Origin of the sequence: Acidibrevibacterium fodinaquatile, assembly GCF_003352165.1 — a bacterium.
GTDB classification, from domain to species: domain Bacteria; phylum Pseudomonadota; class Alphaproteobacteria; order Acetobacterales; family Acetobacteraceae; genus Acidibrevibacterium; species Acidibrevibacterium fodinaquatile.
This window is the reverse complement of sequence record NZ_CP029176.1, coordinates 1,060,014-1,080,047: the sequence shown is the minus strand read 5'-3', so window position 1 is coordinate 1,080,047 and position 20,034 is coordinate 1,060,014. Positions and strand designations below refer to the sequence as shown.

Annotated in this window: 17 protein-coding genes and 1 pseudogene; 10 read left to right on the top strand and 8 right to left on the bottom strand. The window is 67.3% G+C overall.

Features of this window, described 5'->3' with window-relative positions:
- Positions 1–15: 15 nt before the first annotated feature.
- A complete protein-coding gene (gene hflX / locus DEF76_RS05205) occupies positions 16–1,284 on the top strand; it encodes a GTPase HflX (protein WP_114911418.1) in 1,269 nt (422 codons plus the stop codon).
- A gap of 139 nt (positions 1,285–1,423) precedes the next feature.
- Here the strand turns inward: hflX and chrA are convergent, their stop codons facing one another.
- Positions 1,424–2,641, bottom strand: coding sequence for a chromate efflux transporter (gene chrA, locus DEF76_RS05200; protein ID WP_114911417.1), 1,218 nt, complete (start codon positions 2,639–2,641; stop codon positions 1,424–1,426).
- Between the two features lie 86 nt (positions 2,642–2,727).
- Between chrA and DEF76_RS05195 the strand changes: the two genes are divergently transcribed.
- Together DEF76_RS05195 and malQ are read left to right on the top strand one after the other, a co-directional pair.
- The gene (locus DEF76_RS05195) at positions 2,728–3,783 is read left to right on the top strand and encodes a sensor domain-containing diguanylate cyclase (protein WP_114911416.1); all 1,056 of its coding nucleotides are present in this window, start codon (positions 2,728–2,730) and stop codon (positions 3,781–3,783) included.
- 70 nt (positions 3,784–3,853) lie between these two features.
- Positions 3,854–5,917 carry a 4-alpha-glucanotransferase gene (gene malQ / locus DEF76_RS05190; RefSeq protein ID WP_114911415.1) on the top strand — a complete coding sequence of 688 codons (2,064 nt, stop codon included), beginning with the start codon at positions 3,854–3,856 and terminating at the stop codon, positions 5,915–5,917.
- A 53-nt stretch (positions 5,918–5,970) separates the two neighbouring features.
- Here the strand turns inward: malQ and DEF76_RS05185 are convergent.
- The 4 genes and pseudogenes from DEF76_RS05185 to aspS form a co-directional block, all read right to left on the bottom strand.
- Positions 5,971–6,096 (bottom strand): annotated as a pseudogene (locus tag DEF76_RS05185) (transposase); the annotation flags it as partial.
- Positions 6,097–6,205: 109 nt separating this feature from the next.
- A complete protein-coding gene (locus DEF76_RS05180) occupies positions 6,206–6,517 on the bottom strand; it encodes an EthD family reductase (RefSeq protein WP_114911414.1) in 312 nt (103 codons plus the stop codon).
- A gap of 79 nt (positions 6,518–6,596) precedes the next feature.
- Positions 6,597–7,466 carry a cell envelope integrity EipB family protein gene (locus DEF76_RS05175; RefSeq protein WP_162800490.1) on the bottom strand — a complete coding sequence of 290 codons (870 nt, stop codon included), beginning with the start codon at positions 7,464–7,466 and terminating at the stop codon, positions 6,597–6,599.
- Between the two features lie 80 nt (positions 7,467–7,546).
- On the bottom strand, positions 7,547–9,334 hold the full coding sequence (gene aspS / locus DEF76_RS05170) for an aspartate--tRNA ligase (protein ID WP_114911412.1): 1,788 nt from the start codon (positions 9,332–9,334) through the stop codon (positions 7,547–7,549).
- A 139-nt stretch (positions 9,335–9,473) separates the two neighbouring features.
- On the opposite strand from aspS, the gene rnd reads away from it, so the two are divergent.
- Positions 9,474–10,661, top strand: a complete 1,188-nt coding sequence (rnd, locus tag DEF76_RS05165) for a ribonuclease D (protein WP_114911411.1) — start codon at positions 9,474–9,476, stop codon at positions 10,659–10,661.
- A gap of 17 nt (positions 10,662–10,678) precedes the next feature.
- Here rnd and DEF76_RS05160 read toward each other — a convergent pair whose 3' ends face one another.
- A complete protein-coding gene (locus DEF76_RS05160; protein ID WP_114911410.1) occupies positions 10,679–11,410 on the bottom strand; it encodes a flagellar hook assembly protein FlgD in 732 nt (243 codons plus the stop codon).
- 49 nt (positions 11,411–11,459) lie between these two features.
- On the bottom strand, positions 11,460–12,242 hold the full coding sequence (locus DEF76_RS05155; protein ID WP_162800489.1) for a flagellar hook-length control protein FliK: 783 nt from the start codon (positions 12,240–12,242) through the stop codon (positions 11,460–11,462).
- Here DEF76_RS05155 and DEF76_RS05150 point away from each other — a divergent pair.
- The 5 genes from DEF76_RS05150 (at position 12,208) to DEF76_RS05130 (ending at position 17,742) form a co-directional block, all read left to right on the top strand.
- A complete protein-coding gene (locus tag DEF76_RS05150; protein WP_162800488.1) occupies positions 12,208–12,786 on the top strand; it encodes a hypothetical protein in 579 nt (192 codons plus the stop codon). The genes DEF76_RS05155 and DEF76_RS05150 overlap by 35 nt on opposite strands.
- Before the next feature lie 79 nt (positions 12,787–12,865).
- Complete coding sequence (locus DEF76_RS19215; RefSeq protein WP_162800487.1) at positions 12,866–13,228, top strand: hypothetical protein; 363 nt, start codon at positions 12,866–12,868, stop codon at positions 13,226–13,228.
- Between the two features lie 537 nt (positions 13,229–13,765).
- A complete protein-coding gene (flgE, locus tag DEF76_RS05140; RefSeq protein WP_114911406.1) occupies positions 13,766–15,079 on the top strand; it encodes a flagellar hook protein FlgE in 1,314 nt (437 codons plus the stop codon).
- 17 nt (positions 15,080–15,096) lie between these two features.
- Complete coding sequence (gene flgK, locus DEF76_RS05135; protein WP_114911405.1) at positions 15,097–16,635, top strand: flagellar hook-associated protein FlgK; 1,539 nt, start codon at positions 15,097–15,099, stop codon at positions 16,633–16,635.
- A 15-nt stretch (positions 16,636–16,650) separates the two neighbouring features.
- The gene (locus DEF76_RS05130) at positions 16,651–17,742 is read left to right on the top strand and encodes a flagellin (protein ID WP_114911404.1); all 1,092 of its coding nucleotides are present in this window, start codon (positions 16,651–16,653) and stop codon (positions 17,740–17,742) included.
- Here DEF76_RS05130 and DEF76_RS05125 read toward each other — a convergent pair.
- Entirely contained in the window at positions 17,733–18,866 is a 1,134-nt protein-coding gene (locus DEF76_RS05125) for an OmpA family protein (protein ID WP_114911403.1), read from the bottom strand. The two genes, DEF76_RS05130 and DEF76_RS05125, sit on opposite strands and share 10 nt — an antisense overlap.
- A 217-nt stretch (positions 18,867–19,083) precedes the next feature.
- Between DEF76_RS05125 and DEF76_RS05120 the strand changes: the two genes are divergently transcribed.
- Complete coding sequence (locus DEF76_RS05120) at positions 19,084–20,028, top strand: bifunctional riboflavin kinase/FAD synthetase (RefSeq protein ID WP_114911402.1); 945 nt, start codon at positions 19,084–19,086, stop codon at positions 20,026–20,028.
- Positions 20,029–20,034: the final 6 nt, after the last annotated feature.

Here is a 20,034-nt window from a genome sequence, read left to right as displayed (position 1 = left end):
CTTGCGGCGCAGGGCGTGAGCGGCGGAAGCCCGGTTCGTGCCGCCGTGATCCTCCCCTGGGATCGGGAGGATCGCGCCAGCGCCGCCCGCGCCGCCGAGGCGCGGCTGACCGAGGCCGCCAATCTTGCCGCCGCGATCGGCCTCGTCGTCGTCCATTCCGCCATCCTGCCGCTCCGCGCCGTGCGCCCGTCAACCCTGCTCGGCCCCGGGCAGATCGAACTCGTCGCCCAGGCGATCGCCGGCCAGTCGGTCACGGTGATCATCGTCGATAGTGCGCTGAGCCCGGTGCAGCAGCGCAATCTCGAGCGCGCCTGGGGCTGCAAGGTGATCGACCGCACCGGCCTGATCCTCGATATTTTCGGCGAGCGCGCGGCCACCCGCGAGGGCGCGCTGCAGGTCGAACTCGCCCATCTCGAATATCAACGCAGCCGCCTCGTCCGCTCCTGGACCCATCTCGAGCGCCAACGCGGTGGCTTCGGCTTCTTGGGCGGCCCCGGTGAGACCCAGATCGAGGCCGACCGCCGGCTGATCGGCGAGCGCATCGTGCGGCTCAAGCGTGATCTCGACCAGGTGCGCCGCACCCGCGGCCTCCATCGCGCGGCGCGCCGGCGGGTGCCGTTTCCGGTCGTCGCGCTGGTCGGCTACACCAATGCCGGCAAATCGACGCTGTTCAACGCCATGACCGGGGCGGCGGTTGAGGCGCGCGATCAGGTCTTCGCGACCCTCGATCCGACGATGCGCGCGCTGCGCCTCGCCTCCGGGCGGCGGGTGATTTTGTCCGATACCGTCGGTTTCATCAGCGAATTGCCGACCGAACTGGTCGCCGCCTTCCGCGCGACCCTGGAGGAGGTGGCCGAGGCCGAAATCATTCTCCATATCCGCGACGCCGCCCACCCCGACACGCTGGCCCAGCGCGCCGATGTGCTCGCGGTGCTCGCCGGCATGGCGGCGGACGGCATGCTGGAGGCGGACTGGCAACGCCGGGTGATCGAGGTCGAGAACAAGGCCGATCTTCTCGCAGACAGCGTGCCGCCGCGCGCGGGCGCGATCCGCGTCTCAGCGATCACCGGCGCCGGCATCGCCGATCTCGAGGTGGCGATCGATCGCCGGATCACGGCGGGGATGGAGGAGGCGGAATACGCCCTCCCGCCCGAGGATGGCGCGCGCATCGCCTGGCTCTATCAGCATGGCGAGGTGATCGGCCGCACCGATGGCGAAGGCGCGATCCGGCTCCGTGTGCGCCTCCTGCCCGCCGATCGCGCCCGCTTCGAGAAGGGTCCGTGACGTCGCCTAGAGCAAGGTAGGTTTTGATTGAACCATCCTGTTCAATCAAAACCGGCTAACTTGCTCGCCAAAATAGGTGTAGAGCGTGATCGACTTAAACCGATCGCGCTCTAGCACCGACCACGGGTGATGAGAGCCGTCAGAATGCGGCGAGTGCTGCAGCGCAAACCGCGCCGCCGAGCACGACGAGCCAGGGCGGGACGCGCCAGAAGACGAGGGCGAGGAAGGCGGCGAGCGCGAGCGCAAAGTCGCGCGGCCCTTGGATCGTGCCGGTCCAGACCGGGGTATAGAGGGCCGCGAGCAAAACCCCGACGACGGCGGCGTTGACCCCGCGGAACGCCGCGCGCACGGCGATGTTTCGCCGCAATTCGTCCCAGAACGGCAGAATCCCGATGAGCAGCAGAAAAGACGGCGCATAGATCGCAACCAGCGCGATCATCCCGCCGAGCGGGCCATGCGGTGCCGGGCGCATCACCGCGCCGAGATAGGCGGCAAAGGTGAAAAGCGGCCCCGGCACCGCCTGCGCCGCGCCGTAGCCGGCGAGAAACGCGTCATTATCCACCCAGCCGGGCGATACCACCGCCGCTTGCAGAAGCGGCAGGACGACATGACCGCCGCCGAAAACCAGGGCGCCGGCGCGGTAAAACGCCGCGATCAGGGCGAGGAGATGGCTTTCGTGCGCGAGAAACGGCAAGCCGAGCAAAAGGGCGGCGAACGCCACCAGGGCGGGGGCGGCGAAGGCGCGCGAAAGCGCGATGCCAAGTTCGCCCGTCGGCGCCGCCAGCGGCTCGCGAAAGGCACCCCAGCCGATCGCAGCGCCCAGCGCGATCGCCCCGATCTGTCCCGGCGCGCCGGGCAGGGCGAGCGCCAGGATCGCGCTCGCAACCGCGAGTGTCGCGCGCGGCCGGTCCGGACAGAGCGTGCGCGCCATCCCCCAGACCGCTTGCGCGACCACCGCGACCGCGACGATGCGCAGCCCCGCGAGCCAAGCGGCGTCGCGCATCGCGCCGATCGCGCCGAGCCCCAATGCAAAGGCGATCAGGACGATGGCGGAGGGCAGGCTGAAGCCGAGCCAAGCGGCGATGCCACCGGGCAGGCCGGCGCGCAGGATGCCAAGGCTGACCGCGACCTGGCTGCTCGCCGGGCCCGGGAGGAATTGGCAAAGTGCGACGAGATCGGCATAATGCGCTTCATCGAGCCAGCGGCGGCGCGCGACGAATTCGGCGCGGAAATAGCCGAGATGGGCGATCGGGCCGCCGAAGCTCGTGCACCCGAGCCGCAGGAACACCCGCAAAACCTCGCCGATCCCGCCGGGGTTGGCGGCGTCTCCGGTGTTTGCCCTTGTCTCAGCGCTCATGCCGTTAAGGTTCCTTTTTGGTGTAATCTTAACTTTACATCGCCTATACTGCGTGCGCGGCCGGCGCCAGGAAAGGCAAGATTCCCATGGGCGATGAGGAGTTTCAACGACTCCGCAAACTTTATGACTACGCGGTTCTGGACACTGAGCCAGAACCCAATTTCGATCGGCTGGCGTGGATCGCGGCGCGGGTATTCAAAACCCCGATCGCGACCTTGAGCCTCGCCGACGCCGAGCGTCACTGGTTCAAGGCGCGGGTCGGCGTCGAAGGGCGCGAGATGCCGCGGCGGATGTCGTTTTGCAACGAGACGATCAGCGGTGATCATGTGTTCGTGGTCGCGGATGCGCGGGTCGATGCCCGCTTCGCCGCCGCCCCGGTCGTGGCGGAGGCACCGTTCGTGCGGTTTTATGCCGGCGCGCCGTTGATTGCCCCGGGCGGGTTGCGGGTCGGCAGCCTCTGCGTCCTCGACACCAAACCGCGCGATGATTTCACCGCCCATGAGGCCGATATCCTGAGCCACCTCGCTGGCACCGCGATCGAATTGCTCGAAGCCCGCTCGCGCCATTCGGAACTGACGCGGCGGACCGAGGAAATCGCCCTGCTCGCCCGCCAGGATCCGCTCACCGGCCTCGCCAATCGCCGCTCGTTCCACGAGCGCCTCACGGCGGCGATCGAGACCGCGCGACCGGGGCGGCAGATCGCGGCGTTCTGCCTCGATCTCGACCATTTCAAGGACGTCAATGACACACTCGGCCATGCCGCTGGTGATCTCCTGCTGCAACAGGTGGCAACCAGGATCAACGCCGAGATCCGCGAGACCGATACCGTCGCCCGGCTCGGCGGCGATGAATTCGCGATCCTTTTGCCCGATTGCCGCACCCGTGAGCAAGCGCTCACGCTCGCGGAGCGGCTGATCGCGGCGGTGTGTGGCACCTATGTGCTGGAGGGGCGGCGGGTTCCGGTTGCGATCAGCGTCGGCTGCGCGCTGAGCGGCGATGGGATCGGCGCCGGCGATCTGTTGCGCAACGCCGATGCCGCACTCTATCATGCCAAAGCCGCCGGCCGGCATTGCTGGCGGCTGTTCGATCCGGCAACCCTTGCTTGGCCAGTCGCCGAGGATGGCGGGCTGCTCGCGAGGTGAGCAGCGCGGCATGCCGCGAGGCGTGCCAGTGAGCGCCGCGCCATCGGTCTGGTAAGGGAGTGAGGCGGGAATGACGCAAGCCGGCGAAGCGATGTTGGCGCGGCTGGCGGCGCTTGCGGGCATCGCGCCCTCCTATCGCGATACCGAGGGGCGATGCCGTGCGCTCACGCCCGCCAATCGCGCCGGCATTTTGCGCGCGCTCGGCTTCGATCCCGATACGCCCGGCGCGGTGCGTGATGCGGTGGCGGCGCTCGAGCAGGCGCCTTGGCGGGCGATGTTGGCGCCGCTGGTGGTGCTCGCGCCCCCCGGCGCGGCGCCGGAAATCTCTCTGGTGGTCGCGGCGCGTGCGCGTTCGGAGACGCTGCGCTGGCGGATCGCGCTCGAGGATGGCGCAAGGCGCGAGGGAAGTGTGGCGCTCGCCGATCTCGCTCTCCGCGAAGATGCCGCCGAGATGGGCCGGGTCAGGCTGGCCTTGCCACTGCCGGCCGATCTGCCGCCCGGCTATCATCACCTTGAGATCACGGCGGGGGCCGCCTGCGCGAGCACACGCCTCGCACAGCCGCCGGCCCGCGCCTGGCTTCCCGAATGGTTCGACGAAGGGGCGCGGCGATGGGGCATCAGCACCGCGCTCTTTAGCCTCTGGTCACAGCGGAGCTGGGGGATCGGCGATTACGGCGATCTCGCGACGCTCGCGGCGCTGGCGCGGCAATGGGGGGCAGAAACGCTCGGCATCAACCCCGTGCATGCACCGATGCCGGGGCCGGACGCCGATCCCAACCCATACCGCCCCTCCAGCCGCCTTTGTCTCAATCCGCTGCATCTCGATCTCGCGGCGCTCGGGATCGCAGCAACCGGCCCATGGCCGGCGCCGGCGGCGGGCGTTGATTATGCTGTGGTCCATCAGCGCAAACACGCGGCCCTCGCCGCGCATTTTCGCGCCGGCGCGTGGGATGGCGCAGGGTTTGCGGCCTTTCGCGCCGCGGGCGGCGTCGCCCTGGCGCGTTTTGCACTTTTCAACACCCTCGCCGAGCATTTCGCCCCGCGCCCATGGCGGGACTGGCCAGCCGCGCTGCGCCACCCCTCGTCCCCCGGCATCGCCGCGTTTTGCCACGAAAATGCCGAGCGCATCACCTATCACGCCTGGCTGCAATGGCTCGCCGAGGGGCAGATGGCGCGAGCCGGCCAGGCCGGCGCCGGGCTCTATCGCGATCTTGCGGTCGGTGTCGATCCCGATGGGGCGGAGGTCTGGGCCGATCCCGACCAGTTCCTCGCCGGAGCGCGGATTGGCGCGCCGCCCGACGCCTTCACCCCTGACGGGCAGGATTGGGGTCTGCCGCCGCCCGACCCGCGCGCCCTCACGGCTTCGGGCTATGCCGGCTATATCGCGCTGCTCCGCGCCAATATGCGCCATGCGCAGGCGCTGCGCATCGATCACGTGATGGGGATTGAGCGGCTCTATGTGATCCCGCCCGGCATGGCGGCGACGGAGGGGGCCTATCTCCGCTATCCGGGCGCCGATCTCCTCGGCCTTCTGACACTCGAAAGCCATCGCCATCGCTGTCTCCTGATCGGCGAGGATCTCGGCACGGTGCCGGAGGGGTTTCGCGCCAGGCTCGCGGCGGCTGGGGTCTTGTCTTACCGGTTACTGCTGTTTGAGCGCTGGCCGAGCGGCCTGTTCCATCGCCCCGGCGATTATCCACGCCTCGCGCTCGCCAGTTTCGCAACCCACGATCTGCCGAGCTTTCGCGCTTGGTGGGCCGGGGCCGAGCTGCCGCCGGCGGCGCGCGCGCAACGCGCGCAGGAGCGGGAATGGCTGCTCGCCGCCTTGCGCGATCGTGGCCTCGCCCCCGCCGCCATCGCCGCGACAACCGATCTCGACGCCGCGGCTCTGGCCCAGCTTGTCGAGGCGTTGCACGCTTTTCTCGGCCGCAGCCCGAGCGCGCTAGTGCTCGCCTCGCTCTGCGATCTGCTCGCCGAGGCGGCGCAGATCAACCATCCCGGAACCGCCGCCGCCGCGAATTGGCGACATCGCCACCGGCTGCCGCTCGAGGCGTTTGATCACGATGACGGTCTGCGCACGATCCTCGCCACCCTCGCCCATACCCGCGCGGCGGCCGCGGACACGGCGCTATAGCCGCGCTGGCGTAGGGAGGGCGAGCAGGATCACCGGACGGGAAATCATTTCCAGCGCACGGTCGCGGTGTCGTAGACGTGGATCGGCTGAAAGCAGCGTTCGTCGTATTGCGCATTGAATAAGGCGAGTTGCTGGTGGCCACGCACGACATCGACGGTGTCGTCGATGTCGCGCGTCACGCCGCGCCGGGACAAAGCAGAAGAAAGCGGTTCTTTTTGAAAAAAGAACCAAAAACTTTTTATCCGTGGGTCAGGTGCGGCGCCGTCGCAAATCGTTTCGTATGACGCGTTATGACCGCACGGCGCTGATCTGGATGGTCGGCGCGATGTCGGTATAGTTCGGGATATCGGCCATGATCTCCTTGGCGTGGGGATGAAACGCCGCTTGGAAGGCGTCGACGCTGTCGAAATAGAGATGGGCGGCGCCGACGAAAGCGGGCGGCGCGCCCGGCGTGCCACCGGCGAGGCCCTCATCGATTTCGGTTTTCTTGAGCGCGGCGCCAAGCTTTCCTTGCACCATCGGGATATGCTTGGTTGCGTAATACTGCATGTCGAAACGCTTGTTTTCGCCATGCGGATAAAGAACGCTGACCTTGATCATCCTCGACCTCCCCGATTTTGTGTCTTGCGGCGATGAGGTAACCACGCCCGGTCAAGACCGGCAAGCCCCCTTCCGCCGGTCAGCAATGATGCGGGGACGCAAGCTTGAATTGGTCGAGCTTACCCTGCATCACGAAATCGCCGAAATCCATGTTCAACTGATCGGCGACGCCGTTTTCCCAATAATGCATGCCGACCTCATAATCCGGCTCGGACGCATCCGGGGTGCGGTCGAAAAACGCCACATGCACATTCCCGCTCGGCAGCGCCGCCAGCGGCGCGAAACGGAACGGCTCGGGCTTGTGCCATGAGGTGATCACCACCGAGGTATCCTGCGCGCCGGTATCGCCGGTGCCATCGAACAGCGGCAGGGCGAGCACCTTCTTGCCCTGTTCGGCGGCGGCGATGATGGTCGCGGTATGCCACATCGGGAACAGCGTGCCGGCGGGGAGTTTCTGCACGTTCACCTTGGGCAGCGAATAGCGCACCTCGCCGGCGCCGCCGGGATGATCGACGGACGCCTCGCCGGAGGTCACCTCGGTGGTCGCGGCGTCGGTGGTCTGGCGCATGCGGAAACGCATTCTGAGACCATCTTTCGATTCCCAGGTGGCGTAATCGGACACCATGCGGACATCCTGGCCGTCGCGGTTGGTGATGGTCATGTCGAGGCGCTGCTGCACCGCCCAGCCATCGCAGGCATCCATGACCTCATAGCTCATCGTGCCGGTCGCAGCGATCACGTCGCCGCCATGGCTGGTATCGAGGGTCAGCTTGTAAAAGGCGCGATGGGCGGCAAGCCCGGCGGCGATTTTCGCGGCCGTCGGCTCGCCGAGATGCGCCGCCGGGTTATCGGCGGCCGGCGTCAGCGGCATCGGCGGCTCGGCAAAGGCCGCCCAAGGCAGCGTGATCAGACAAAGCGCGGCCGCAATGGCCAGAAGCCAAGGTTTCATGCGCGTGGCACTCCGCATACGGTCTGATGACATTAGGGGTGCCTTGGCGCCTTCGCTAGCCACCGCATTGCCAGCACCGCTCACGAGCCCGTTTTTCGCGGCGGCAGATCGAGCCGGAGCGACAATTCGCGCAGCCGTGCCGGCGCCACTTCGGCCGGCGCGCCCATCATCAGATCCTCGCCCTGCTGGTTGAGCGGGAACAGGATGACCTCGCGGATATTGGGCTCGTCGGCGAGCAGCATGACGATGCGGTCGATCCCCGGCGCCGCCCCGCCATGCGGCGGCGCGCCATAGCGGAAGGCGTTGAGCATGCCGCCGAACCGCGCCTCCACCACATCCGCGCCGTAGCCCGCGATCGCGAAAGCCTTAAGCATGATATCGGCGCGATGGTTGCGGATCGCGCCCGACGACAGCTCGATGCCGTTGCAGACGATATCGTATTGATAGGCCTTGATCGTCAGCGGATCCGCGTTCTCCAGCGCGGCGAGCCCGCCTTGCGGCATGCTGAACGGGTTGTGGCTGAAATCGATCTCGCCGGTCTCTTCATTGCGCTCATACATCGGGAAATCGGTGATCCAGCAGAAACGAAAGGCGCTTTTCTCGCAGAGATCGAGTTCGGCGCCGAGGCGCGTGCGCACTTGGCCGGCGAATTTCTCCGTCTCCGCCCGGCTGCCCGCGGCAAAAAACACCGCATCCCCGGGGGCCGCGCCACAGGCGGCGCGGATCGCCTCGGCGCGCTCGGGCTCGAGATTGCGTGCGATCGGCCCCTTGGCGCCATCACCCTCGAAAACGAGATAGCCGAGCCCGCCGGCGCCCTCGGCGCGCGCCCACTCGTTCAATTTATCGTAGAACGAGCGCGGCCGCGCCGCCGCCCCCGGCGCGGCAATGGCGCGCACGATGCCGCCTTGCGCTGCGATCTTGGCAAACAAGCCGAACCCGGAGCCGGCGAACGCGGCCGTGACGTCGCAGATCCGCAGCGGATTGCGTAAATCGGGCTTATCGGAGCCAAACGCGAGCATCGCCTCGTCATAGGGGATGCGCGGAAACGGCGCCGGCGTAACTGCGCGGCCGGCGGCGAATTCTTCGAAGACGCCAGCGATCACCGGCTCGATCGCGGCGAACACGTCCTCTTGCGTGACAAAGCTCATCTCGAAATCGAGCTGATAGAACTCGCCCGGGGAGCGGTCGGCGCGCGACGCTTCATCGCGGAAACAGGGCGCGATCTGAAAATAGCGATCGAAGCCGGCAACCATGCAGAGCTGCTTGAATTGCTGCGGCGCCTGCGGCAGCGCGTAGAATTTGCCGGGATGCAGCCGCGCTGGCACCAAAAAGTCGCGCGCGCCCTCGGGCGATGAGGCGGTGAGGATCGGGGTCTGGAACTCGGTGAAGCCGCGTTCGATCATCCGCCGGCGGATCGAGGTGATGACCTGGCTCCTGAGCAAGATGTTGCGATGGACGCGCTCGCGCCGCAGATCGAGGAACCGATATTTGAGGCGGAGGTCATCCGGATATTGCCCATCCCCGGCGACCTGGATCGGCAGCACATCGGCCGCCGATTGCACCTCGAGCGCCTCGACCCGAAGCTCGATCGCGCCGGTCGCGAGCTTCGGGTTGACCGTGCCCGGCGCGCGCGCCACCACCTCGCCGGTGACGGTGATCACGCTCTCGACCCGCAGCCGCTCGGCCTCGGCGAAGACCGGGCTATCTTGCGCGATGACGCATTGCGTCAGGCCGAAATGGTCACGGAGATCGAGGAATAAGAGGCCGCCATGGTCGCGCTTGGCATGCACCCAGCCGGACAGCCGGGCGACCTCGCCGATGTGGCTCGCGCTGAGTTCGGCGCAATGGTGGCTGCGATAGACATGCATGATGGCGATCCTCGGCCCCGGCGGAGCGGGGCGAAAAGGGGCGGATGGGCGCGGCAGACAAGCCAGCGTCCGCGCCCCTGTCAAGCCCCGCCGCCAAGCGGGCTTTTCCGGGGCGCCGGGCTCGTGTAGAGGGGGCGCGATGTCGCGCTCCTCTCGCCCCGATTTCCCCGCCCCGCATTTGATCACGACGACGGCAGACCTCGCCGCGTTCTGCAGACGCTTGCACGGCGAGCGTTTCGTGACGATCGATACCGAGTTCATGCGCGAACGCACCTACTGGCCGGAACTCTGCATCGTTCAGGTCGCCGGCACGCACGAGGTCGCGATCATCGATGCGGAGGCCGAGGGGATCGATCTCGCGCCGCTCGGCGCGCTCCTCGCCGATCCGGCGGTGTTGAAGGTGGTGCATGCCGGGCGCCAGGATATCGAGATTTTCGTGCTCAAATTCGGCGCCGTGCCGACCCCGTTGTTCGATACGCAAATCGCCGCCATGGTTGCCGGATTCGGCGACCAGGTCGGCTATGAGGCGCTGGTCGCCGCCCTCGGCGATGGCCAGATCGACAAGTCACACCGCTTCAGCGATTGGTCGGTGCGGCCGCTATCGCCGGCGCAGATTGCCTATGCCGCCGCCGACGTCACCCATTTGCGCACCGTCTATGAGCGCCTTGCGGCGCGGCTCGCCCGCGAGGGGCGGGAGGCGTGGGTTGCCGAGGAGATGGCGGCGCTCGTCGACCCCGCGGCCTATCGCGCCGACCCCGAAACCGCTTGGGAGCGGCTCCGTCCGCGGAGCGGCAATCGCCGTTTTCTCGCCATGCTGCGCGCCCTCGCGGCCTGGCGCGAGCGGGAGGCGCAGCGCATCAATATCCCGCGCCCGCGCCTTCTGAAAGACGAGACGCTGATGGAAATCGCCGCCTCCGCCCCGGAAACGGCGGAGGCGCTGGCGCGGGCGCGCGGCGTCTCCAAAGGGTTCGCGGAGGGGAAAACCGGCCAAAGCCTGCTTGAGGTCATCGCCGCGACCCGTGCCCTGCCTGAGTCCGCTCTCCCCGAACCACCGCGCGTGCGCGAAGGGCCGCGTCCGTCCCCGGGCTTGGTCGCGCTGCTGAAAGTGCTGCTCGCGGCGCGCAGCGAGGAGCATCGTGTCGCCCCGCGCTTGCTTGCCTCCAGCGAGGAGATCGAGCGCCTCGCCGCCGAGGACGCGCCCGACATCCCAGCCCTCCATGGCTGGCGCCGGGAGGTCTTCGGCGAGGCGGCGCTGGCGCTCAAGGCGGGGCGGGTTGCGCTCGGCGCCGCGGGCAAACGCATCACCCTGGTGCCGATCGCGCTCTAAGGCGCGCCGCCCGCCGCTCAGTTCACGACCTGCTGGATATTGCCGACGCTGGTCGAAACCCCGCCCATTTGCAGATCGACGGTGCCGGCGGTTTGCGAGGAGACGCCGGTGACGGTGCCCTGGACGGTAAAGGGCACCGCGGTTGGCGTCGCCCCGTTCGCGCCACCGAAAATCGCAACCGTATAGGCGCCATCGGGCGCGGTCGTGCCGCTGCTGGTCGCGCCGTTCCAGGTCCAGGTATTCGCGCCCGCCGTCGATTGTAGGGAGTAACTGTTCACCTCTTGGCCCGAGCCATTATAGATCGCGATCGAGACCGGCTCGGCGGTCGTCGTCGTGTAGGTGAGGGTCGCGCTGCCGTTTTGCAGCGGCAACTGGTTGCTGTTGACGTCGACGGTTTTGCCGACGATCGAGGACGATTGCAGCATCTCGCCGCCCTGGGTGAGCTGGATCAGCTTGGTCAGGCTGCCATTGGTGTTGATCTGCTGCTCGACCCCGGTGAACTGCACCAATTCACTGGTGAACTGGTCGGTGTTCATCGGGCTGGTGGGATCCTGGTTTTGCAACTGGGTCATCAGCATGTTGAGAAAATCATTGAAATTGTTCGAGAGCGAGGCGAGCGGATTGCTCGTCGAACTGTTCGTCGTGCTGGAGGCCGAGGCGGCATTGGCGTTGGCGGCGACCGCTTGCGCGGCAGCGGCAGCGGCGGCGGCGCTGTTGCTATTTTGCGGGGAGGAGACGCTGGCGCTCATGGGGGTGACAACTCCTATCGACGGGGTGAAGGCGACACGGGTGGCATGATCAGGCAGTGATATCGAGACCGGCGCGCAGCCAAGACGGCAGGGCGGCGGGGGCGATCCTCTCGCCGCCGCTGATCGCGGCGGTGGCTTGCCCTGGGCTGGTGCCGCCGCTCTGGCGCTGGCTGGCCCTCCCATCGCCGGGGCCCGCTTGGCTTCCCGCCCCGAAACCGGACTGAGCAAGAAAGCTGCCAGAGCCGTTGGCGGCGGCGGGCGCCGATCCGGAGCCCGCGCCGGTGGCGTTCGCGAACGGATTGCCGCCGCCCGGCGTCGCGCCGGCGCCGGTGCCAAATCCGCCGGCGCCTTGCCCGCTTGCCCCCGGCGACACAGCAAACCCTTGGTTATTCAACGATATGGCGTTTGTCGCGGCCCCGCCCGCCGGCGCGATCGGGCTCGCCGGAGCGAGATGGAAACTCAGCACCCGCCCGCCGCTCGCCGGCACGCCGGCGCGGTCGAGCGCGGCCTGCAACTGCCCCTGATCCTGCACCAAGGCGGCAAGGGTTGCCGGGCGCTCGGCAAGAATCTGCACCTCGGTTGGCCCCGATTTCGGCTGCACGAGCGCGATCTGCACCTGCCCGAGGCTCTCGGGGTGGAGCTGAACCGTCAGCCGCGCCGCGCCGTTCGCGTCCTGGGTGAAGGCGGCGAGGGTGCTCGCGGGCTGATTGGCGATTTGGCTTGTCACCTGATTGGTGATCGCCGGGTTGGCGGCCGGCCCGTTCGCGGCGGCGAGGTTCGGGCCGAGGGATGCGGGGTTGGTCTGGGCGCTGGCCTGGGCGGCAAGGAGCATCGTCGCGGCATGGCTGGCGCCGGCATTGGCCGAGGGCAACGGCGCCGAATTCGTCCGCGCGGCGGTCGCTTGGGGTGGGCTCGCGGCGGCATGGGTCGGCGCGGTTGCAGCCGCCGATGAAGCGGCGGCCGTGGCAGGGGGCGCTTCTTGGCTCGCCGCTTCTGCCGCAGAGGAGAGAGTGGCCGAGCCGGCTTTGGCGCCGGGCGGGGCTGGTTTTGCGGCGGGCGCGGCGTTCGCGGCGGGCGCGGGCGTGGGCGTCGCGTCCATCGTCGCGCCTTGCGACGCCGCGGCCGTCGCGGTGTTGGCGATGCTCTCTGTCTCGGCCGTGGCGGCGGCAAGGACGATGCGCGGCTTTCGGCCGGACGCAATGTCACTGGCACTGTTGATTTCGTGCGGCGTCGATGCCGACGAGGGCGTGGCGAGGGGCGTCGGTGGTGGGCTCGGCGGTGGTGGGCTCGGCGGTGGCTGGGCGATGACGGTGGGCGGCGCGCTGGCCGCGGCCGGGGCACTCGTCGCCGGCGAAAGGGCCATTTTGGCCCCGTAGCTTTGTCGCCTTCTGGCGACAATCGCGCTGGCGGCGGCGCTTGAGCGCTCGGCCGCGGCGATCGAGAGGGCGTTGACCGATGATGGCGCCGCCGATGCAGCCGCTGACGCAGCCGCTGATGAAGCGGCGGGCGCTGTCGGGAGCGGTGCCGGCGGCGCGGCGGGTATCGCGGCGGAAGGACCGGCTTGAGACGCCGCTTGCGATGGTGGCGTCTGTGCTGACACGCCCGCCGCCTGTGATGCCGATGCCGTCCCGCCGGGTTGCGCGTCCGCCGCTGCCGCGAGCGGCGGGGCTTTGCCGGTGGCGGGCGGGAGAACGAGCGGCGGCGCCGGCACGCCGGAGTGTGTCGCGGCCGGCGCCGCCGAAGCGGCGGGTTTCGCGGCATCGGGCCCGCTGGTCGGGGGCGCGGACGGGGTGGGCGTGGCGGGTTTGGCAGGGGTAGCGCTGGTCGGCGACTCTGCCGGCGAGGGGGTGGTTGCGGCGGATGCTGGCACCGCGGTGCTGGCGGCGGCGGGGCGTTGCGCTTGCGCCTGCTGCAGATGTTGCGCGAAGCCGGAGGCTGCGGCTGCCGGCGCGGACGGGTCGAGAGACGTGTTAGCGGCGCCCGCGGTCGGCGAGAGCGTGGCCCCGGGCGCAAGCGTTGGTGACAAAGGCGCGAGCAAGGCAGCGAGCGGCATGCGAACATTTCTCCGGCCGGCCGAAACGGCGGGGCCGCGGCGAACATCGCAAATTCTGGGCCAGACGGCGCGATAGCGCGCGAGCGCCGCGCCGCCGTGGCGCGCGCCGATCCCCGCCGCTGCGGGCGGCAAAGCGTGCCGGGTCAACCCTGCCGGGCGGCGAAGGATTCCGCCGCCACGCCCGCGGATTTTCGGGGAACAGCCGGCAAATTGGCGCCGCCGGGTTTTGGCATGGTTCCTGCTTTCTCCCTCGCGACCGTTCCGACCGCAAATCCCATCGGGGGATTCGAGAGGGGAAAACCATGTCTATCTTCGGCGCCTTGAACACGGCCGTCAGCGGCCTCACCTCCCAGTCCGACGCGTTCGGCAATATCAGCCAGAACATCGCCAATAGCCAGACCACCGGCTATAAGGGCGTCAATACCAATTTCGTCGATTACCTCACCTACAGCACGGCAACCCAGAACGAGCCCGGCTCGGTGGTGGCGCTGCCGAGCTATCAGAACGAGGTGCAAGGGACGATCGCGCAAAGCAGCGACCCGTTGGCGATGGCGATCTCCGGCCAGGGCTTTTTTTCGGTGGCCGAGGCCAATGGCACCAATGCCAACGGCCAGACCACGTTCAACCCGCTGCAATATTATACCCGCGCCGGCGATTTCACCATGAACAACGAGGGTTATCTGGTGAACAGCGCCGGCGAATATCTGCAGGGCTGGACGGTCAATCCGACGAACGGCATCGCCGATCAGAACAAGCTCGCGCCAATCCAGGTTAATCAGGCGCAGTTCAATCCGGTCGCAACCTCGAGCGCGGATTTTTCTGCCAACCTGCCCGCGACCCCGGCGGCGGGGACGCCGATGTCATCCCAGGTGCAGATCTATGACGCGCTCGGGACGCAGCAGACCCTGACGCTCAACTGGGCGCAGACGGCAACACCGGGACAATGGAATGTGACCGTCTCGTCGCCGAACAACTCACCCGCGACGACGATCGGCACCGCGACGGTGGATTTCGGCCCGACCGCCGGCAATGCGGCGGCACCGCCCGGCACCATCAGCGGCATCACCGCCGGCGCCGGCACCACCGCCTCGACCTATACCACCGGGCAGCCGGCGACGCTCACCGTGAATGCCAATTTCGGCAACGGCACGCAGCCGATCACCTTGAATTTCGGCAATTTCGGCCAGGCCAATGGGGTTACCCAATATGCCGGCTCGACCTACTCGCTGATCAATTTCAGCCAAAACGGCGTGCCGGCCGGGGCGTTTACCGGGATTTCCATCCAATCGACCGGCAACATCGTCGCCAACTACAATAACGGCCAGTCGCTCACCATCGCGCAGGTGCCGATCACCACCTTCAACAATGCCGATGCCTTGCAAAGCCAGAATGGCCAGGCCTTCACCGCCACCGCCGGCTCTGGCAACCCGAGCAGCCAGGCACCGAACAATAACGGCGCCGGCGGCCTCGTCGTCGGCTCGATCGAACAATCGAACACCGATATCGCGACCCAGTTCACGCAATTGATCGTCGCCCAGCAGGCGTATAGCGCCAACGCGAAGTCGATCACCACCGCCTCGCAAATGCTGCAGACCGCAATCAACATGATCCAGTGAAGCCGAGGTAACGGTCAATGAGCGGCATTACGGGGCTTGAAACGTCGCTGATGATTGCAAACAGCGGCATCGCCAACATCGGCGCCAATTTCGCCGTCATGTCGCAGAATGTCGCCAATGCCGGCACCACCGGCTATGCCGCCGAGACCCAGACCCAGCAGAGTATGACCGCCGACGGCACCGGCATGGGGGTCGCCAACGGCGCCGTCACCCGCTATGTCAATCAGCAGCTCCAGTCCAATCTCTGGGCGCAGAACGGCGAAGTCAGCGCCTTGCAGGAAAGGCAAACGGTGTTGCAGCCGGTGAATGCGGCGCTCGGCACGCCGGGACAGGGCGGCGATATCGCGAGCCAGCTCGGGGCGCTACAAAACGCCTTTTCCACCTTGCTCGGCACACCAGACAGTTCGACCTTGCAGCAAAGCGTGGTGAGCGATGCGCAAAGCTTCGCCGCCGGCATCAATGCGCTCAGCCAAGCCTATACCAGCGCCGGGCAAACCGCGCAGAACAACATCGTCTCCTCGCTCAAACAGCTCAACGCATCGCTCACCAACATCGGCACGCTCAATACCGAAATCATCTCCGGCCTCGCGCGGGGGCAAAGCGTTGCTGACCTGCAAAATCAGCGTGATGCTGCGATGCAGACGGTCTCGCAACTGATCGGCGCGCAAGCGATACCGCAGGCCAATGGCAGCATCCTGGTTGCAACCCAAAACGGCCTCGTGCTGCCGACCGGGCCGGGCGCGGCGCTGACCACGGCGAATGCGACGATCGCGCCCGGCGCGACCTATCCCGGCACGATCCCAGGCATCATGATGAACGGGGTCGATGTCACCAACCAGATCACCAGCGGCAGCATCGGCGCCGATATTCAACTCCGCGATACCACGATCCCGACCTATCAAGCGGAACTCGACGAGTTTGCGCAAAACACCGCGAGCCGCTTTCAGGCGCAGGGCCTGACATTGTTCACCAATGGCAGCGGCACGGTGCCGACCAGCACGGGCGGCCCGGTGCAATCGGGCTATGTCGGCTTTGCCGCCGAGATCAAGGTCAACCCGGCGGTGGTTGCCGACCCGACCCTGGTCACCAACGGCACCAATGCGATCGCCGGCAGCCCAACCGGCGCCAGCGCGTTCACGCCCAATCCCCCGACGGGGCCGTCCGGTTTCACGACGCTGATCAATCGGGTGCTGAATTACACGTTTGGTGCGGACGTGCAGGCGGGTGTCGCGCAGCCAGCGAGCAATGTCACCGGGCTCGGCGCGCTCGGCACGCTCAATGCGCCGTTTTCCTCGCCCGCGACGATCACCGATTTCGCGTCCACCTTGATCGGCGCGCAATCGAACGACATCGCGACCACCAGCACCAATCTCAACGACGCCCAGGCGATGCAATCAAGCCTGCAATCGAGTTTCAAATCCGCCTCCGGCGTCAATATCAACACCGAAATGGCGAATATGGTGCAGTTGCAGAACGCCTATGGCGCCAATGCGCGAATCATGGCGACGGTCCAATCGATGTGGTCGACCCTGCAAAGCGACCTGATGTATGCCTGAGGAGAGGGATGACCGATGAGCGGCGCGATTTCCAGCAATTATGCGCTTGCGCCTTCATCCTACGGGATGCTCGGCGAATTGGTCCAGGGCGCGAGCACGGTGCAAACCCAGCTCGATGCCCTGGCGCAGCAGGCATCGACCGGCAATATCTCGCAGACCTATTCCGGCCTCGGCGCCAATGCCCTGACCGATCTCAATCTCAATACCGAGATCGCGCAGAACAACACCTATGTCGCCAACATCACGTCCGCGAATACCACGATCGGCATCACCCAGACGGTGATGAACCAGTTGAGCAAGATCGCCTCCGGGATTTCCTCGCAGCTCGACAACATTACCGGCACCTCGATCTCGACGCTCGCCGAGCAAGCGCAGAACGATCTCCAGCAGGTCGCCAATCTCCTCAACACGCAGAACGGCACGAACTATATTTTCGCGGGACAAGACGCGAGCAATCCGCCGGTGCCCAATCCCGGCGCTATCCTCTCCTCGCCGTTTTTCACCCAGATCCAGGCGGCGGTGGCCGGACTTGCGACCAATGGCGCCGCCACCACCATGGCAACCTCGCTCAGTGTCGCGAGTTCCAACACTTTGCCCACGGCCGGCGGCACCTCGCCATTTTCCGCCGCCCTTTCGCCGCCACCAGCGAATTTCCAGGCGACCGTTGAGACCGGGCCCGGCCAAAGCACCTCGGTTGGCCTGCTCGCCAGCGCCAACACCTATGCCACGTCAAGCGGTCCTTACACCACCGGATCCTACACGCGCGATCTCATGAATGCGCTGGCGATGGTTGGCTCGCTCACCCCTGCCAGCGCCAGCGCCGCGGGATTTACCGGCCTGATCAGCGACATCCAAACCTCGCTCACCGGCGCGATCAGCGCCATGGCCAACGAGGAAGGCGGGCTGGGCGCGACCCAGGACAGCCTGACCGCGACCAGCACCACGCTCGGCAATGTCACCACCGCGCTGAAAACCCAGGTCAGCTCGGTCCAGGACGTCAACATGGCGCAGACGCTCTCCAACCTCACCATGGTGCAAACGCAGCTTCAGGCCTCTTATAAACTCATCGCCAGCGTCCAGAGCCTCTCGCTCGCCAATTATGTCTGAGGCTTTTTCGCGTCTTCCGCCTCGTTGCCGATGATGATTTCGACGCGCCGGTTTTGTGGCTCGCGCACGCCGGCGGCGGTCGCAACCAGCGGGTGGGTCTCGCCGAAGCCCTTGATGGTGATCGTGTCCTTCGCGACCCCGTCACGCACCAGCTCGGCGGCGACGGCGTTGGCGCGGCGCAGCGATAGCGCTTGATTGGCGGTGGCACTCCCGCTCCGATCGGTGTAGCCGTTCACGGTGATGCGGGTCTCGGCGATGTGGGCGGCATTGGCGGCGGCTTCGGCGATGATTTGCCGGGCGCGGTCGCTGAGGTCAGCGCGATCCCAATCGAAGAACACGAGATAAGTCCGCGCCGGCGCCGGCGCGGGGGCTGCCGGCGGCGGGCTGGCGGCCGCCGGGGTGATCGGCGGCGGCGGCTTGACCGAGAATGCGTAACGCAGCCCCACCATGAACATCTGATTGAGGTTGTCGGAGACCTCCTGGGTGCCGATGGCGCGCCCAGCGCCGCCGATCGGCCCTAGCGTCGCGCCGAAATGCTCGGGCCCGATCAGGCCGAGGAAGCGGTATTCGGTGGTGATCGAAAGCCCCGGCACGTGCGGGACGGGGAAGGAAAGGCCGACGATACCCTGCCCGGCGAGGCTCCCCGCCGTGCCGTTGCCGGTGAAGTCGCTGCCGGCGGCCGGCGTCGTGACCCGGAGATTGCCGAAATTGGTCCATTGATAGCCGAGGCCGACGCCGAAATAGGGGAAAACGTAACGCGACCCGATATCGAGATCGAACAAGGCATTGGCCATGAAGCCATAATCCTGCGTCGAGCCGGAAACCGTGCTCGGCAGCAGGGCGCCGGCCCGCGCCGAGAGCGAGTTCATCATCTCGTCGCCTTCGAGTTCGAGGCGGAAACCGTTGCCGAAGCCGTAGCCAACGCTGCCCTCGAACGCCGCGCCGGCGTTATATTGCAGATTGCCGCCGCCGAGCGCGCCGAGCGCGGGCGACGGGGTAAGCGGCTGATTCATCAAAAGATTGGCGCCAGCGCCGCCGGAGACGTAAAGCCCCTCGATGGGCTGGGCGCCGGCCGCAAACGGCAACAAAACACCCCCGAGAAGCAACCACGAAAATCGCCGCATACCGGCCAATCCTCTCTTCTTCCTTACCTTTCCGGCCGGATCGGCCGCGGTCCAACCGCTCGATATGGGTTGCCATCGTCCGATTGCCATGGCGTTTTGCTCCGACCGAGCACGCCGACCGGCGAATAGGGCCTTGCCTTGCGCGCCGCAAGGGGCGAGAGAAACGCCTCGGCCGAGCCGGCTAGAGGCTCGCATGGCTCAGGAACAGAGACGCGACGTGATCCGCATTTTTCATGACTGGCGTGACCTGCCGCCGGACGCACGAGGCGCGAGCGTCGCGCTCGGCAATTTCGATGGCGTCCATCTCGGCCACGCCCAGGTCATCGCCGCCGCCCACGCCGCCCGCCCCGATGCGCCGCTCGCGGTGCTCACCTTCGAGCCGCATCCGCGCGAGGTCTTCCGCCCCGATGATCCGCCGTTCCGGCTCACCCCGAGCGCGTTGCGGGCGCGGCTGCTCGGCGAGCACGGGGTTCGCCTGCTCTACGAACTCCGTTTCGATCGCGCCTTCAGCGATCTCTCGGCCGACGCGTTCATCGGCGAGGTGCTGGCGGCGGGGATTGGTGCGCGCCATCTCGCCTGCGGGCCGGATTTCGCCTTCGGGCACCGACGTGGCGGCGATGTCGCGCTGCTCGCGGCGCGCGCCGAGGCGCTCGGCATCGGGCTTTCGATCGTCCCGCCGCTCGCGGACGCGGAGGGGCGGATTTCCTCGAGCCGCATCCGCCGCCTGCTGCGCGATGGCTACCCGGAGCGCGCGGGCGCGCTTCTCGGCCGCCCCTTCGCGATCGAGGGGGTGGTCGCGCATGGCGATGCGCGCGGCCGCTTGCTCGGCTTCCCGACCGCCAATCTGCCGCTCGGGCCGGTTTTGGAGCCGGCGCGCGGGGTCTATGCCGTGCGTGTCACGCTGGCCGATGGCAGGCGTCTCGAGGGGGTTGCCAATCTTGGCCGCAGGCCGACGCTCGGCGGCGATCCGGAAACCCGGCTGGAAGCGCATCTTTTTGATTTTGCAGAGGATATCTACGGTGAGACAATCACCGTCAGCCTCATCGCCTATCTCCGCGAGGAGCGCAAATTCCCCGATCTCGCGGCGTTGCAGGCGCAGATCGCCGCCGATGCCGCCGCCGCCCGCGCCGCGCTTGACCGCGATCGCAGCGCATTCGCATAGTTTCGC

What these genes read in the sequence shown, in the direction of transcription:
- DEF76_RS05175 (WP_162800490.1), bottom strand. Translation starts at nt 7,466, where the DNA reads ATGAAACCTTGGCTTCTGGCCATTGCGGCCGCGCTTTGTCTGATCACG.
- malQ (WP_114911415.1), top strand. Translation starts at nt 3,854, where the DNA reads ATGACGCAAGCCGGCGAAGCGATGTTGGCGCGGCTGGCGGCGCTTGCG.
- DEF76_RS05130 (WP_114911404.1), top strand. Translation starts at nt 16,651, where the DNA reads ATGAGCGGCGCGATTTCCAGCAATTATGCGCTTGCGCCTTCATCCTAC.
- DEF76_RS05160 (WP_114911410.1), bottom strand. Translation starts at nt 11,410, where the DNA reads ATGAGCGCCAGCGTCTCCTCCCCGCAAAATAGCAACAGCGCCGCCGCC.
- DEF76_RS19215 (WP_162800487.1), top strand. Translation starts at nt 12,866, where the DNA reads ATGATGGCGCCGCCGATGCAGCCGCTGACGCAGCCGCTGATGAAGCGG.
- flgE (WP_114911406.1), top strand. Translation starts at nt 13,766, where the DNA reads ATGTCTATCTTCGGCGCCTTGAACACGGCCGTCAGCGGCCTCACCTCC.
- chrA (WP_114911417.1), bottom strand. Translation starts at nt 2,641, where the DNA reads ATGAGCGCTGAGACAAGGGCAAACACCGGAGACGCCGCCAACCCCGGC.
- flgK (WP_114911405.1), top strand. Translation starts at nt 15,097, where the DNA reads ATGAGCGGCATTACGGGGCTTGAAACGTCGCTGATGATTGCAAACAGC.
- DEF76_RS05180 (WP_114911414.1), bottom strand. Translation starts at nt 6,517, where the DNA reads ATGATCAAGGTCAGCGTTCTTTATCCGCATGGCGAAAACAAGCGTTTC.
- DEF76_RS05195 (WP_114911416.1), top strand. Translation starts at nt 2,728, where the DNA reads ATGGGCGATGAGGAGTTTCAACGACTCCGCAAACTTTATGACTACGCG.
- DEF76_RS05155 (WP_162800489.1), bottom strand. Translation starts at nt 12,242, where the DNA reads ATGCTCCTTGCCGCCCAGGCCAGCGCCCAGACCAACCCCGCATCCCTC.
- aspS (WP_114911412.1), bottom strand. Translation starts at nt 9,334, where the DNA reads ATGCATGTCTATCGCAGCCACCATTGCGCCGAACTCAGCGCGAGCCAC.
- DEF76_RS05125 (WP_114911403.1), bottom strand. Translation starts at nt 18,866, where the DNA reads ATGCGGCGATTTTCGTGGTTGCTTCTCGGGGGTGTTTTGTTGCCGTTT.
- rnd (WP_114911411.1), top strand. Translation starts at nt 9,474, where the DNA reads ATGTCGCGCTCCTCTCGCCCCGATTTCCCCGCCCCGCATTTGATCACG.